Annotated in this window: 12 protein-coding genes and 1 pseudogene; 7 read left to right on the top strand and 6 right to left on the bottom strand. The window is 48.5% G+C overall.

The window, feature by feature from the left end:
• The first annotated feature begins 36 nt into the window (after positions 1-36).
• From KD145_RS24785 to KD145_RS32510, 5 genes and pseudogenes are all read left to right on the top strand, one after another.
• Entirely contained in the window at positions 37-1,416 is a 1,380-nt protein-coding gene (locus tag KD145_RS24785) for a TolC family protein (protein WP_212002519.1), read from the top strand.
• 13 nt (positions 1,417-1,429) lie between these two features.
• Positions 1,430-4,576: an efflux RND transporter permease subunit gene (locus KD145_RS24780; RefSeq protein WP_212002518.1), complete on the top strand. Its 3,147-nt coding sequence runs from the start codon at positions 1,430-1,432 to the stop codon at positions 4,574-4,576.
• Positions 4,560-5,669 carry an efflux RND transporter periplasmic adaptor subunit gene (locus KD145_RS24775; RefSeq protein ID WP_212002517.1) on the top strand — a complete coding sequence of 370 codons (1,110 nt, stop codon included), beginning with the start codon at positions 4,560-4,562 and terminating at the stop codon, positions 5,667-5,669. The genes KD145_RS24780 and KD145_RS24775 overlap by 17 nt, the downstream gene beginning before the upstream one ends.
• Positions 5,670-5,676: 7 nt before the next feature.
• A pseudogene (locus KD145_RS32515) lies at positions 5,677-5,796 on the top strand (ATP-binding cassette domain-containing protein); the annotation flags it as partial.
• 15 nt (positions 5,797-5,811) lie between these two features.
• Positions 5,812-5,934, top strand: coding sequence for a hypothetical protein (locus tag KD145_RS32510; RefSeq protein ID WP_256441230.1), 123 nt, complete (start codon positions 5,812-5,814; stop codon positions 5,932-5,934).
• 7 nt (positions 5,935-5,941) lie between these two features.
• On the opposite strand, the gene KD145_RS24765 is transcribed toward KD145_RS32510, so the two are convergent.
• From KD145_RS24765 to KD145_RS24740, 6 genes are all read right to left on the bottom strand, one after another.
• Positions 5,942-7,219, bottom strand: a complete 1,278-nt coding sequence (locus KD145_RS24765) for an amidohydrolase family protein (RefSeq protein ID WP_212002516.1) — start codon at positions 7,217-7,219, stop codon at positions 5,942-5,944.
• A 68-nt stretch (positions 7,220-7,287) separates the two neighbouring features.
• On the bottom strand, positions 7,288-10,422 hold the full coding sequence (locus KD145_RS24760) for a lantibiotic dehydratase (RefSeq protein ID WP_212002515.1): 3,135 nt from the start codon (positions 10,420-10,422) through the stop codon (positions 7,288-7,290).
• Between the two features lie 169 nt (positions 10,423-10,591).
• The gene (locus KD145_RS24755) at positions 10,592-10,960 is read right to left on the bottom strand and encodes a LytTR family DNA-binding domain-containing protein (RefSeq protein WP_212002514.1); all 369 of its coding nucleotides are present in this window, start codon (positions 10,958-10,960) and stop codon (positions 10,592-10,594) included.
• Between the two features lie 46 nt (positions 10,961-11,006).
• Positions 11,007-11,207 carry a hypothetical protein gene (locus KD145_RS24750; RefSeq protein WP_212002513.1) on the bottom strand — a complete coding sequence of 67 codons (201 nt, stop codon included), beginning with the start codon at positions 11,205-11,207 and terminating at the stop codon, positions 11,007-11,009.
• A 216-nt stretch (positions 11,208-11,423) separates the two neighbouring features.
• Positions 11,424-12,164: a LytTR family DNA-binding domain-containing protein gene (locus tag KD145_RS24745; protein WP_212002512.1), complete on the bottom strand. Its 741-nt coding sequence runs from the start codon at positions 12,162-12,164 to the stop codon at positions 11,424-11,426.
• A gap of 7 nt (positions 12,165-12,171) precedes the next feature.
• Positions 12,172-13,329, bottom strand: a complete 1,158-nt coding sequence (locus KD145_RS24740) for a sensor histidine kinase (protein ID WP_212002511.1) — start codon at positions 13,327-13,329, stop codon at positions 12,172-12,174.
• Positions 13,330-13,962: 633 nt separating this feature from the next.
• On the opposite strand from KD145_RS24740, the gene KD145_RS24735 reads away from it, so the two are divergent.
• Both KD145_RS24735 and KD145_RS24730 read left to right on the top strand, forming a co-directional pair.
• Positions 13,963-15,195 carry a hypothetical protein gene (locus KD145_RS24735; RefSeq protein WP_212002510.1) on the top strand — a complete coding sequence of 411 codons (1,233 nt, stop codon included), beginning with the start codon at positions 13,963-13,965 and terminating at the stop codon, positions 15,193-15,195.
• A 28-nt stretch (positions 15,196-15,223) separates the two neighbouring features.
• Positions 15,224-16,111: a hypothetical protein gene (locus KD145_RS24730; RefSeq protein WP_212002509.1), complete on the top strand. Its 888-nt coding sequence runs from the start codon at positions 15,224-15,226 to the stop codon at positions 16,109-16,111.
• Positions 16,112-16,162: the final 51 nt, after the last annotated feature.

Below are 16,162 nucleotides of genomic sequence, written 5' to 3'. Positions count from 1 at the left end.
TACCTTAACAACATACTTCCAATAAACAACAGATGAATGTACGCTTATCGTAAAATGTTACTGGTCCTTGGTACTGCGATGGTATGCTCCTTACCAGTGCACAGCCAGCAGAAGGCAATCCATATAAGGGATTTGCCGGGCCTTGTTCAGTCGTCCCAGCCACAAATGAAATCCTATGAAGAACAGGTTAAAGGCAGCAGATATGGAATCGCCCTTGCCCAAAACACCTTGCTGCCGGAGGTCAATGTGGGTTATCAGACAGGATATGCCACCTACAACAACATTACCGGGATGAGTTATCCGGGCCTGATATTGCCTATCAGCGGACCACCATCTGCCGGCAACAGGTATGATCCGGTTCCGGGTACCGCCCTCGGGGCGCTGATTAAATGGAATCCGCTTACTTTTGGTCAGCGGCAGGCAGCAGTGGAAAAGGCCGCGGCCCTGTACAGACTGGCCGGCAGCTCCTACAACGAAGCACTTTTCAGGCAACAGTATACAGCCATCTATGTTTACCTGGATGCTGTTTTTCTGCAAAAACTTATGCAAACACACCAGGCCAATATAGCCCGTACCCGCACCGGCCTGGAGCAGTCGCTGGTACTGGCCCGGGAAGGTATCAGACCCGGTATTGATACCACCCAGTTTCAGGCAGCACTGGCACAGGCAACCACCGATCTGTTAATAACACGCAGACAGTATTATACCCAGGTATCAGAACTAACCCGGTTAACCGGGTTGCCTGACTCACCCAACAACATTCAGTTATCAGACACCTCCCTGATGGGACAGCTGCCCTCCGCTACCGATACCATACAGGGCTTCTCCGCCCATCCGCTGTTACGTTTTTATCAAACCAAAAAAGAAGTCAGCGAAAGCACCCTTAAGGAAATACAACGCACCTGGCGTCCCAAACTGGACATCTATGCCAATGCATACGCACGGGGTTCCGGTGTGGCAGCAGATGGCAGCGTCCATAAGGCAGATGGCTGGTCGCTCTCCCGCAGCAACTATGCCGCTGGCATACAACTGAGCTTTCCCATACTACAGTTTTCTGAAGTGCGTATCAAAAAGAAACAATACAGCGCTTTGATAAAAGCAGATGAAGCACAGCTCAGTCAGATTACGCTGGACCTTCAGAAACAACAGGCCACCGCCAGGTTCAACTATGATCAGAACATCCTGGTCCTGCAACAGACAGCAGTCCGGTCACAGGCTGCCAGCTTTGCCTATGAAGGGCTGCAACTCAGTTATACCAGCGGCCTGATAGATTTCACCAGACTCACACAAGGTCAATATGACCTGCTGAAGGCAGAAACAGACGAAGCAGCAGCATTCCTCCAGGTATGGCGCTCGCTGCTGGATATAGCCGTATCCGGTGGACAGCTGACAACATTTACAGACAACCTGAAATAACGATATCAACACCATGAAACTAATCCGTTCGGCATTACGACATCCGGTCACCATCCTGGTAGTTGTTGTTGCCATTTTATTTTTCTCTTATCTGTCTATCCGGCAGGCTAAAGTAGATATCTTTCCCCGCCTGGGTTTGCCGGTAGTATATGTGGCCCAGCCCTATGGCGGGCTATCGCCGGAGCAGATGGAGGGTTTTGTCACCTCCTATTATGAATATCATTTCCTCTATATCACCGGCGTAAAATCAGTAGACTCCAAAAGCATACAAGGTGCTGCTATCATCAGGATAGAATTCAATGAAGGCACAGATATGAGCCAGGCGATGGCGGAAGTGGTAGGCTATGTAAACCGCTCCAGGGCATTTATGCCGCCCGGTACCGTACCTCCGTTCATTACCCGCTTCGATGCAGGCAGTGTGCCGGTAGGCCAGCTGGTCTTCACTTCAGACAACAGGTCTTTAAGTGAGATCTCCGATCTGGCCCTGTTCCGTGTACGACCTATGTTTTCCACCTTACCCGGCGTATCGGCCCCGCCACCGTTTGGAGGTAATCAGAAAACAGTACTGATCACCATAGATCCTGACAAACTACGTAGTTACAACCTGAGCCCCGACCAGGTGGTACAGGCCATCGCAAAATTCAACACCATCTCTCCTGCCGGCAATGTGCGCATTGGCGACACTACGTATATCACACCACAAAACAGCGTCATAGAATCACTGCAGGACCTGCAAAACACACCGCTACAACTTGGCGCAGGCCCCTCCGTTTATGTAAAAGATGTAGCCAATGTAAGCCTGGGCGCCGATGTCACCACCAGCTATGCACTGATCAATGGTAAACGTTCGGTATATATTCCGGTTACCAAAAGAGCAGATGCTTCTACCTGGGAGGTGGTACAACGGGTAAAAGCCGCGCTACCCGATATGCAGGCCGCTATCCCCGACGATATAAAAGTCACCTATGCCTTCGATCAATCCGGTTATGTGATCAATTCACTGAAAAGCCTTTTGTTTGAAGGTGGTTTGGGAGCCATCCTTACCGGCCTGATGGTGTTGCTCTTTCTGGGCGACAAACGAAGTGCGCTCATCGTCATCATGACCATCCCGCTGGCACTGTTGTCTTCCGCCATCCTGTTGTATCTCACCGGCCAAACCATCAACATCATGACCCTGGGAGGTCTTGCCCTGGCGGTGGGCATACTGGTGGATGAAGCCACCGTTACCATAGAAAACATCCACCGGCATATGGAGGCCGGTAAAACAAAAGCCAGGGCCATCGCTGATGGCAGCATGGAGATAGCCGGACCCAAACTACTGATTCTGCTGAGCATCCTGGCTGTGTTTGTACCTGCCATGTTTATGAACGGTGTACCCAGAGCGATGTTTATGCCGTTGTCACTGGCCGTTGGTTTTGCGATGATTGCCTCTTTTATTTTATCACAGACTTTTGTGCCAGTAGTTTCCAACTGGTTGTTTAAAGCATCACTGCCAGAGAAGGAAAGAAAGGAACGCGGATTTTTTGATAACATCAAACGCCGTTATGTGGCAGCCGGGAAACGCCGGCAATCCGGCTACCGATGGGCTACCGGATTATTTCTGCTGATATCTGCCGCCTTGGTGGTGCTGCTCTTTTTATTTACCGGCACGGAACTGTTTCCACAAACAGACAGCGGACAAACACAGGTACGTTTACGCATGCCCGTAGGTACGCGTTTTGAACGAACAGAAGATGCCACCCGCAAACTGCTCTCACTCACAGACAGCATCGCCGGAAAACAAAACGTAGCCATCACCTCCGCATTTGTGGGTACCCAGCCCTCCAGTTATCCGGTCAACTACATACATCTCTGGACCAGTGGCCCGCATGAATCCGTCATCAAAATTAAACTACAGCGGGGAGTGATGCCCATTGCCACCTTCCGGGAAAAACTACGGGCAGCAGCAGGTAAAACCATCCCCCAAGCCAAACTATCCTTTGAGCCGGGAGATATCGTAGAACAGGTGTTAAACCTCGGTAGCAGCAATCCCATAGAGATCGCCATCGTTAATAAAAACCTGGCCGAAGGCAAAAAAACAGCGGTATTACTCCGGCAAAAACTAGCCACCATCCCTTCTTTACGCGATCTGCAAATCGCTACACCATTGGATTATCCTGCTATCAGAATAGAGATGGACCGTGTAAAAACCGGCCAGCTCGGCCTCACCAGCGATCAGGTAACCCGCTCTACGGTGGCAGCCACTTCTTCCAGCCGTTTTACTACGCCCAACTACTGGCTCGACAAAAGCACCGGCACCGCCTATCAGGTGCAGGTACAATATCCCGAATTTAAAATGAACGGTACCAGCAAGCTGGAAGCCATCCCTGTTTCAGGTGGTACAGGCAACTCACATTACCTCAATGAAGTGGCCTCCTGGAAACGGATGACGGTCACCGGAGAATTCGACAGGCTGAATCAACAGCGGTATATCACGATAACAGCCAATGTTCACCATCAGGACCTGGGTACTGTGTTTAAAGCAGTAAACAAGGCCATCAACAGTATGGGACAGCTGCCCAACGGAGCCAAAATCATACTGCGCGGACAGCCGGCATTGCTGCAACAAACACTCACCAGCCTACAGTTCGGTTTACTCATCGCCGTAGTGGTGATATTCCTCGTAATGGCTGTGTATTTCCAGTCGTTCCGTGTTGCTTTCACAACATTATCCGTGATTCCTGCTGTTGTTGCGGGATCCCTGCTCTTTCTGTTGCTCACCGGCAATTCATTAAACATACAATCCTATATGGGCGCCATCATGGCCGTTGGTGTTGCCATCGCCAATGCGGTACTGTTTATCACCAACGCCGAACATTACCGGAAAAGCAACGTAGAGGCGCCACAGTTACAGGCAGCAGAAAACAGGCTGCGGCCCATCCTGATGACCACTGCTGCCATGATTGCCGGTATGATCCCCATGGCACTGGGGCTGTCGGAAGGCGGTGATCAAACAGCCCCTTTAGGCATTGCCGTTATAGGAGGATTATTATTCTCCGCTATCAGCGTGTTGTTTTTCCTGCCACATGTATATCAGCTGTTGGTTGGAAGAAAAACATTTAAATATGTATCCCTTGATCCTGATGATGAAAAAAGTACTTACTATGACAAACATTCCTAACATACAATACAGCTACATGCGGGCGATCGCCTCCTTTTCTTTACTGGCTTTGCTTTCGGCCTGTAACCATCATCAGCAGGCACCGGCAGCTGTAACCACGTCGGATACTGTTCCGGTATTTATCCTACAACAGGATATTTTGAAAAAAACAGCGGAGTTCCCTGCTGAACTGGTACCCTACGAAAATGCAGACCTGTTTGCCAAAGTACAGGGCTTTGTAAAAGAGATGAAAGTAGACATGGGAGACCGTGTAAAAAAAGGCCAGGTGCTGGCAGTGATAGAAGCGCCGGAAATAAACAGCCGCCTGGCAGAATCCGAAGCGGCCGTGCAGTCGGCCAAAGCGAAATGGGCTTCCAGCCGCGACAACTATGAGCGGCTGTATCGTGCATCACAGGCCCGTACACCGGGTATCGTAGCCCCGGCAGACCTGGAACGCAGCCGCAATCAAATGCTGGCCGATAGCGCCAGTTATGTGGCCTCTACCAAACAGGCACAATCCTATAAGGCAGTATCAGGATACCTTTATATCACAGCCCCCTTTGATGGTGTGATCACCGCGCGCAAAGCCGATCCTGGCTCACTGGTAGGCACCAACGCTATGTTGCTGACGGTGCAAAACAACAAAGTACTCCGTCTGCGTGTAGCCATTCCTGAAAGTTATGTGGCTGCCGCCAGCGCCGTAAAAAACATAGACTTCAGGGTAGATGCCTATCCTACCGAACAATTTAAAGCTGTACTTACCCGCAAGTCCGAGACGATAGATCCCAATACCAGAACAGAACTGTGGGAGTTCCAGGTAAACAACAGCGACCATCACTTAAAAGCAGGTGTTTTCTGTTATGTAAAAATTCCACTGGAGAGAGGCACCCCTTCCTTTATAGTCCCTTTCTCTGCGGTTGTTACCACACAAGAGAAAAAGTTTGTCATCAGAGTAAAAGACGGGAAAGCAGAATGGGTGGATGTCAGACAGGGAATGACCGTAGATGCGGGTACCGAGATATTTGGTAATATAGCCGTTGGCGATACCCTGGTGAAAAAAGCCACTGATGAGCGAAAACCAGGTAGTGCAGGCATCTGGACAATAGCACACTAAAACATACATAAAAGCCGCAGGCATTCAGTTTAAAAACGATAGCAGCATCAGTCTTTCCGGCGGACAGAAACAACAGATTGCCATTGCCCGCGCATTGCTGAAGCGCGTCAGGATATTTATCCCCGACGAATCCACTTCAGCAATGGACAGCGTTAGCGAGCACCAACTGTTTAAGAATACAGAAGGTTATTTTGAGGGAAAGATTGTATTGTTGATCACTCATCATGTCAGTACTATTGCAGCGCTGAAAACCCAGCTGCTGTAATCGTATATTATTTTTTCTTGTATACTTTTCCTTCCTTCATCACAAAACTCACGTCAGAAAGGACTTTGATATGCAGCAAAGGATCACCGTCTACCGCAATCAGATCGGCCATTTTACCGGCGGTAACGGATCCTCTTTCCTTACTGATGCCCAGCAGTTCAGCAGCATTCACGGTAGCCGCCTGAATGGCTGCCATGGCCGGCATGCCGGCTTCCACCATGTACTGGAACTCCAATGCATTTCTTCCGTGTTCATATACACCGGCATCTGTGCCAAAAGCAATCTTCACACCGGCTTTGTAAGCCCTGGCGAAAGCCTGTTGCATCCTGGGTCCTACCTCGCTGGCTTTACCCGCAATCACAGGTGGGAAAAAACCGGGGATCTTCGCAGAATCCGCTACTGATTTACCGGCGATGATGGTTGGTACATACCAGGTACCATTACGTTTGGCCAGCTTCATGCCTTCATCATCGATATAAGTACCATGTTCGATAGAGTTGACACCAGCGAGGATAGCCCGTTTGATGCCTTCAGCGCCATGTGCATGACAGGCAACCCGCATACCGTAATCTTTGGCAGTTTCCACTACTGTTTTAATCTCATCTACTGTAAACTGTGCGCCGGAACCATCTTTGCTCAGATCCAGCACACCACCGGTAGAAGCGATCTTGATCACATCTGCTCCTTTTTTAAACTGATAACGAACAGCTTTCACCAGTTCATCTTTTCCGTTGGCCACACCTTTTTCAGGGCTGGAGGGAGGATGCATTTCATCACGCAGTCCTACTGATTCGTCCATATGGCCGCCGGTAGCGGAAATGGCCGTGCCTGCGGTAAGGATGTTCGGACCTTCTACCAGACCCTGATTGATAGCGTTGCGCAGCGCAATGTTAACACCAGTGCCGCCCAAATCCCGTACGGTGGTAAATCCGGCCTGCAGTGTTTTACGGGCAAAGCCTTCTGCTCTATAGGCAATATCGGCATCATTCAGGCGGAAACCGTCCAGTATGGAGCCTTTGTTATACTGGCTTTCAATATGCACATGGCAATCGATCAGGCCAGGCAATACGGTTTTATCTTTCAGGTCGATGGTCACATCGCCTGTTCCGCCTGTCGTATAGCCGTTCTGGATAGCATTGATGGTTTTACCTTCGATCACAATGGTGACCGATTGGCGGGGTGCCGCCCCGGTACCATCAATCAGTTTACCGCATTGTACAAATGTTTTCTGTGCCAAAGCCTGCATCACGGCAAGGGAAAGCAGGGAGGTTAAAAGTAGTTTCATAAAATCCTTCTGTTTTTTCCAGGTAAATGGGTTATTGGTCTTGTAATGTTTCCGTACAGAATAATAGATCATGACATTTGTCTGGCACGCTGGGCTACACGGGAGGTATAATACTTCATCAGGAAGTGATGTACCACCAGTTCATGCATTCTGGCGTTGGCAATAAACATCCTGTTCATGAACATATGGATGTAATGTGGCAACAGCTCCAGATACATGTTTTCCGGAATAAGACCGTCTGCAGCCATGCTGTGCAGCTGCCAGCGTATGCCGGCCAGCCGCGAAGCACGTTCTTCAAAGACGGCTGTCACCTGTGGCGGCCATACTGCCTGTTGTGGCGATTGTTGCAACAGATCAGCAATCAGCCGCATATGGCGGCGGTATTTGTTGTTCAGTTGCAATAATAACGTATCATTACCATTAAACTCGGTAAAGAATCCGTTGTACAGCTGGCGGCACAGGTCCAGTTTCTCCGTGTCTTTCAGCCCGAAGGCGGAGAGCAGGTCATCGACTCCTTTCAGGGTCAACAGCCACCGGTCATTGGTTTCATTTCGGGGGATAAAAGTAAGGAGCCTTGCTGCGGTCTCACTGTCATAAAAAAACAGTGTTTCGCTGAGCGGCATGGTTTGTTCTCCATAACGCTCCAACTCACGAACATAGGTATCGTATTGCAGTTTTTTAACTACATCATTTTCTATATATGGCTGAATGAGCTGCCGTAAGCGCTCTGTCAGCACATTACTGCCGGCGGGTGCCGGCGTTTGCAGGAGTCTTATCCTCAGGTGATGATCGGGGTCCTGATAACGCAGGAAAAACCATTGTTGTATCAACCCTTTCTCCCGCAGTTCAGTCATCAGGGGCAACAGTTCACGGACCAGCAGTTTGTCCATCCATTTGGGGCCACAGTAAATTTTAGCATATAACCATTCGCTACCGGGAGGGAATACACGCTGTACCCTTTCCGGCAGAGCCGGCGCAGGCGAGGCCTGCTGATGAACATAGGATTTATTAAGAACGGGGATGATCACTTCATTGCTGTAGGCACCTTCTTCGCCCGCTACCAGACTGGATGCCGGGCCGAAATAATATTCCAGCAGCACTATATTTCCTTTCTTCAGTTTTTCCACAGCCAGCTGCTGTCCGTATGGATTGTGGATATGTATCAACAGTTCATTATCTCCCTCTGCCAGCAATACCTGATCGGGAAGATGATACTTTTTCCACATCGTCAGCAGGACCTCAGTAGGGCTGGTTTGAGACTGTAAAGACTGAAACTCCTTTCCTGTCAGGTACCATCTGGCCCTACTCAATACAATATTTCCATAATGAACGGAAGGCAGAAAAGGTTGTTCCCCTAACAAACCCCAGTCCCATATGAAACCTCTGGCATGTTCCTGCTGCTGCAGATCGCAGAGGAATTTGTAGGCAGGCAGTCCCTGTTCAAAATTATGCGCACTGGTAAGGCGGGGCAGGATTTCTTTTCCCAGCCGGCGGGAACGCAGTACCACCCTGTTGTTGCGGACACTGATATGCAGGTCGCTGACAGGTATCTGAAAATCCTGGTCTACAGAAGCGTTGGCCAGGAAAGGTATCTCATAATCGTATAGCCGGGGGCGTAACAACACATTACCGGTACGGCCTTCAGGCAGGTGTACCACTTCCGCGATAATACGGTCCGGATTGTTTTGCTGTTCCTGCCGTACCTGTTCCCGGAGTTGTTGCGCCAGGCTATCATTGCCTGCGGCAAAGCGCCCGAGCAGGGACCAGGTTTGCGGACCGGCAAATGATTTAAGAATAAACGAATAATCACCGGCATCGAGGGCCTGCGCATTATCAGCCACCAGGGCTCCCATCAGAAACAGGCTAGCTGGCATCACCGGTTGCTGGTCTTCGGAAGCCAGTGCTGCCAGGTCTTCGGAGGTAATATCGATACGGGTTAATCCCTGCCGCTGTGTATCCAGATATTTGTTCATCACAAAACGGTGGTAATAGTTCCATGCGATATTACCAGCATTCTTCTGACCGGGCATCACCAGGTCATCTATCAGCGGGGTATAGCTGGAATTATCGCCGGATACCAGTCCATAGCCGATACCGGATTCACTGTCCAGTGCCTGCATCAGCGGTATTTCGCGCTCTTCGAATTTCTGATAGAACTGCTGCCGGAAGGTGGCCAGGTCTGCACATTCCACGGGCCGGGTGAGTACCGCCAGCGCAGCACATTTTGACACCAGTTGTTTTACGGTGGTGGCATTCAGCGTATTGGCTGCCGGCGTAAAAAAGAGATCGGATTGTATCAGGTCTTTTCCATCAATAGCGGGGAAACAGGCCTGCACTATTTCCCGGATCTGCTGATACCGCTGTATACCGTGCTGCTGATGAAGAAGCAGCTGTTGTATCGCCTGCAGAGGTTCAACGATGGCAGGGGGTTCAGGGCCATCCTGTAACAGGTTGATCATTCTCGAAAGATAATCACTGTCGGTTACGGCAGGATCTGTTTCTGCGGTTAATATCTGGTTGTCTATCAGCAGATGCAGGAATCTGGTGGCTTCTGCTTCAGGGATGCCCTGTTCGGTGAGCACATTCACCAGTTCAGACAGCCAGGCACCTTTGGCTGCAGCTACCACTACTGCTGCGATGTAGGGGGTACAGGTAAATCCGCTGAGAAAATAACGGCGTCTTTTATCCTGTTGCTGATATTCAAAATACCGGTAGGACTCCCCGCTGAGATAGAGGCTGTTGTTGGGGAAAAACCTGATCTTCTGGCGGGTTTCGGGGTCTTTGGCGAGGGCCGCGGCTATTTCGGAAAGATAGCCCATGTCCAGCCTCGTTATCTTTTGCATAACACGGGTGGGCGTCACCTCCAGGCGGGATGGGGCAGCGGTGATGGTACCGGTGGCACATCCGGCGAAAAGGCCATATGGGGTTGCCCTTACGCTCATCCTGAGGAGGTAGCGGTAAAGGGCGAGGATTAACTTCTGATGTCTGGTATCTGATTGGGCGGGCGAGTGGAGCCATTTCATCATTTCCTGATGTAAGGCGGGGCTGGCCAGGTAAATGGCTTCCTGTAAAAGTGGGTTTTCATAGATAGTAGCTATTGCTGTCGCAAAAGCAATATGTTCTTCCGGCAGTTGAACCGGCTTCCCAAAAGGAAGCAGGGGCAAACGAAGCAGATAAAAGTTGAGTGGCACGAGTTCTGACATAACAGCAATCCGGTTTGATCAAAAAAACATCTAGCCGCCTGGTTAACGGCAGGTGTAGTACAGGAGCTCCAGTAAATATAAATATACCGGATTTATTTTCAGACCAATGCTAGACGTGATGGCCCTGCACTACCCTGCCATTAAACCCGGCAATGGGCAATGATATATTTTAGTGATGAGTTACTCCTTCGACCACTCTTTCCACTTCTTTGATAAAACGTTTGTAACTGGCTGGTTTTGCTATATAGCCAAATTCGCTGTCCAGGCCTTTATCCGTCAGTACGTCACGGGGATATGCCGTAACCAGGATAAATCGACAATCCTTACTGAGCAGGTATTGCAGGCTGTCCATATTGATCCCTCGCATATTGAGATCCAGCAATACCAGGTCTACCCTTTTTTCATCTACCAGCTGTATAATAGTGGCTAGCTGACTGGTTTTCGCAATCAACTTCAGTTGATTCGTCCGTTGAATATAACTTTCCAGTATATCCAGCGCCAGTGGTTCGTCATCTATTATTGCGCACCTGTATTGCATAAGTCATGTACTGACAACCGGTAGATGAAAGGGTGGGGAAACAAAATCAGATATTAGTCAGCAGTGTTTTAGCGCTGAAGCTGAAAGTAGTAATTGGAACAGTAGGAAGAAGTGAAAATTGAGATCCTTCCGGCAGTTTTTTCATAAAGTTCAGATTCTCGATATCCATTGCGTCTGCTTTGGAGATGATTTCTTTATCCAGCGTAAGCTGGAAGGCGGAATCCGAGGATATAGCTGATTTTTTCATACAATTCGTTTAATGCGTGTTAGTTGACATTGGTTAATGATGACCTTACAAACATCCGAATATTCCACATTTTAACACATTTTATTAGACGTAATGCGGGTTGTCTTCGACGAACGGAAGATGACAGCGACATCATCCGTTAAAATAGTGATGGATACAAGCATTAAAAAAGCCATCCGCTTTGGATGGCCCTGAAAAATATAGTATAGATATAGGCTATTTCTCCTGTGACCCACTAATGCCCAGTCGTTTATTCAGATCGGCGCGGCAGGATTTGGAGATGATTACAGACTCGTTGTTGATCAGTTCGGCCGTATTGCCGATGATCGACTTGATAGCCTGGACCCTTACGATATATGATTTGTGAATGCGGATAAACTGATCTTCCGGCAAGGCGTCTTCAATGGCTTTCATGCGCATGTAGGTGATCACATTTTTCTGTTTACATACCAGTTTGATGTAATCCTTCATGCCTTCGATATAGTAGATATCTTCAAAAAGTATTTTGGAGAGTTTGTAGCCATCCTTTACGAAGAGGTGGTTGGCCACGGGTGGTGCCGGCGGAGCCGCAGGCAAGGCTTGCGGGCGTTTCTGCTGTATATGGCCCCTCGCTTTATTGACAGCTTTCAGGAAACGTTCGAATGAAATAGGCTTTACGAGGTAGTCTACCGCATCCAGCTCAAAACCATCTACCGCATAGTCGGGAGAAGCAGTGGCAAAAATCACAAAAGGCGGATTGCTCAGGGAACGGATCATTTCAATACCATTGATATTCGGCATCTGAATGTCTGAAAACAAAAGGTCGACGGATTGTTGCTGCAGTACATCTATGGCGTCAAAGGCTTTCTCACAGAAAGCCACCGCCTGGAGATAAGGAATCCTGGATATATAATTTTCCATCAGGTCCCTTGCGTATGGTTCATCATCTACTACAAGACAGGTAATCATCTGGTCCATAAAACAGTTATATCAATGTTAGCACAAGTTTCACATTATACACATCCGGTTCATTAACAATTTTCAGGTCATGTTTTCCGGGATACAGCAGTGCCAGGCGTTTACGGGTATTGGCAAGGCCGATGCCTCCCACCCCTTCTTTATTTTTGGGTATCTCGCCTTTACTGTTGGCAATCTCAAAAACCAGGCGGCCATCTTCCATCTGCATGGAAGCATGAATCCAGCAATGGTCTGCTGTGGTGCTATGCGAATATTTAAACGCATTTTCCACAAAAGGGAACATTAACAATGGTGAAATCTTATGCAATTCCAGACTTTCCGGATCACATTTAAAATAAATGTCAGCATTTTTTCCATAACGGATGCTTTCCAGTTCCACATAGTTTCTCAGAAACTCTGCTTCCTTGCTCAGGGCTACTTTCTCTGTATTGGAATCATACAGGGTGTAACGCATCATCTCAGACAAGTACATGATCAGGTCTGATGCCAGCGAATCATTCCGGATCGACAACGAATAAATATTATTCAGGGTGTTGAATAAAAAATGCGGATTCAGTTGTGATTTCAGAAAACTTACTTCCAGGTTGAGATTATCCCGCTCCAGCCGCAGACTACGGGTGGCAGAACGTGTAAAGTCTACCACCAGTTTCAGAACCATGGGAGGTGCTACTACCATTATAACCCCAAGGGATATCCGAAGAATATGCATCACACTGAAAGTCGTGGACCAGCCTCCTCCTACTACCCGCATCAGCTCACGCTTCAACTGATCGTTGGTCAGATAAAAATCTTCCACCAGCAATAGGGAAGAAAGATAACTGATCACCGACCAGAAATAAAAAAGCAGACACAAACAAAGGATAGCCGGCACCACATACCCCCGCAACATCAGCGGTATCACGAAATAAAAAGTAAAATAAAAAAATACCATAGAGCCTACGATATTCCTCGTCACCAGCACCATGGTTACGCTCATACTTTCGGAAAAATATGTGGACATCATCATCGTATACAAAAGGATCATCGCCAGCCACATTACCAAATGGATCGTCCATCTGATACCCCGGGTGTATTTTTTGTCTGACAGGAAAAGGGCAAATCTATCTGTCAGTAACTGTCGCGCTGTTGGCACTTCACCGGCATTACGTCTAAAAAAGGTTAGCATTGGTCGTTCACAAAAGCTTGTTCGATTAGATTTCAGTTGCTTTTGTACCGGAAAATAAGTAAAAAAATTTATAGGTAAGGAATTAAATCCTGGTTTAACATATTATGAATATGTTAAATGCCTATAATTCAACTGATAAAACATAATGTTGAAGGGAAAGTGCATTTTATCGTGGAAGAAGCACATTACATCTAAAAAGTTTCATCCAGCGGGCTATAAACACCAAATTTGAAATCAGAAAACAACTAAATGCCAAACACTACTGACAACTAAATGCCAAACACGACAGCTATCATTCCCTGGGAAATATATCCATAAAAATATTCAGACTATCCATATCAACCCTACTTTACATCCATCGTTGTTACCCCGCAGAGCAAAGGTAATAACAGGTAACCTGGCTGACGAGAGCACTCCTGTTGCTACGGCGGCAGGAGTCCTCTTTCCGGCCACCTATCCGGAGGACCGGCAGACCAGGCTACCAGCTCTGAACAGGGTTTTATTTAGTACCGTAGCCTGTAGCCATGGACCTGTATGTCCTGAAAACCGCTGCTTCCTGCTCCGAATACCTTGCCAGAACTGATTACCCAGTATCCCTAACAGTAACGATTATATCAAGAATAAGGTCTAAATATGATGAAGTTCAAGCTATCCAGGTTCACCATGGAAATATCCATCCCAGCATTTGAACAGGACCATGCTGCTGACAAACTATTGTACAGCACCCGGACCGGTAAGACCATTCGCATATCCCGCCCATACCTTGACATTATACATGCCGGAGAACACCAGGACCTGCCCATGCCCCTTTTCAGAACACTGATACAGCATGAAATGCTGGTGCCCTCAGATGAATATGAAACAGACACCATCATCACCCGCAACCTGTCTATCGCAGCTGATCATGCCATTAATACCACCACGCTGCTGCTGCCGTTTCATCCGGAACCCGACAATATATTTATCACACAGCTCCATCAGGGTATTGCCTCCGCATGCCGCCAACTGCCGGCTGCCGGAGTAAAAGATGTTAAACATACCATCCGGCTGCTGCTCGTACTCCAGGAACACAATATGGACCTTTCCTGGCTGCATCATCTCGACCAGCATCTGCTGCAGCTGAGCAATACCTACCGGGTAGACTTTGCCTTCCAGATGCTTTACCTTCATCCGGAAGATGCCTTTGTTGCCCCCTCTTTAAAACATACCCTGCAAAACAACATCCACCTGGTAATCGGCAACCTGTGGCAGCCAAAACGTATAGACAATACCGTTATCATGCTGCTACACCTGGCCAAACAACTGGAATCCATCCCCCATCTGCAGCTCAGCATTACCCTGCTCATTACCGGTAACTGCTGGACTAACTGGGACGCCCAGATGATCAATATATTACAACGACTGTCTGCCCTTCCACAGGCCACCCTTTTCTGTTATCCCGACCTGTCTGAAGCCGATGAACTGGTTTTCATGAAATTCATGAGCGCCCAGAATATCCGTTGTGAATGGCTCCCGCCAGCTGCCTTCAGCGTAAGACCCGATATGCAGGTGAGCCTCCAGCAACTACTGGAAAACAGCCTCCAGCCCGGCACCATACAGATACTCAAAGTCCCGGCCGTACTGGAACAGGAAGAACTGTACCGCCTGCACCAATATCCTTCTACCAGAATGTTTGCCCAGTATTACACCGATACGTTTGTTCAACACCTGTTTGCCACCGGCTGCCCTTGCAGGTATTGCCAGCAACTACCACTCTGCGGCGGCAACACACTGAAAACAGATGATAGCAACGACGATTGCCCTGTCTTCAGCAGAAACCTGCCTAACCGTGTATTACTCTCTGCCGGCCTGCTTCCAAAGCTGTAACCCGCCGGTTTCATGCTAAAAAAAATCTATGCTCAATAAGATTACACCGACTACACTCCATACCACCGGAGCCAAACTGGAAGATTATTCCCACGAGCTGTTACTGAAACCGCTCAGTCATCATGAAAAATGTACCTTCCATGCCATATCCAGCTATAATGCCAAAGGCCTCCATCACGCCAGGGGCGGCCGCATCCATCAGGCAGACCATTACTTCACCAGAAGTAAACACTATATGGACAAACTGCCCATCCATACCCATCTATGGCATGTATTGCAACTGGATTATCTGCTGAAAAAAACCTATTACCTCTACAAAACCCGCAACCTGAGCGCCGCCACGGCCATGGTGGAAGATACCATGCTGCTCTTCAAACATATGGAAGCCAAAGGCTATCACCACCTGTTTTTTGAGCGGATACAACAATACCATCATGTTGCCCGTATAGCATTTGCCGCCGGAAAAGCAGCACAGGCTGTTCAAACAGCCTCCCAGATCCTGATCTTCCTGCTCAGCGGCAGCGCCCCCTTACTCCCCGATCTCAAAATACCGGCAGCTGAACACGCAACCTACTACCAGCAACGAGGCAATCTGTCCTTCTATCAGGTGATGCCTCAAACATTAAAGCAGCTGACCAAACAATTGCATGGTCCGCTTTTCCTGCATCATGCGCATCATTTTCTGGTAGACCTCATACCAGCCGTACAACATTACCAGCCCCAGACAACAGAACAGGAGCTCATCCGCAACTATGTATTGCTTTTTGAAAGTTTCTGCCTGCAACAATACAGCACCTTCCACCAGCAGGCTTCCGCTTTCCTCGAAGCAGACAACGGTTTCCCCGATGATGCCAGAATAAGTCTCCAGCTGTTTGTACAGGCCGCCAGACAAGCTTTGCAGGGAATGGTCAACTAATCCGTCTGTTAAACAGTTACGGTTTCCTTCAGGAAATTTTGTGACCTTTGT

This window comes from Chitinophaga sp. HK235 (assembly GCF_018255755.1).
In the GTDB taxonomy this organism is placed as follows: Bacteria; Bacteroidota; Bacteroidia; order Chitinophagales; family Chitinophagaceae; genus Chitinophaga.
This window is presented reverse-complemented; position numbering and strand designations above follow the sequence as displayed.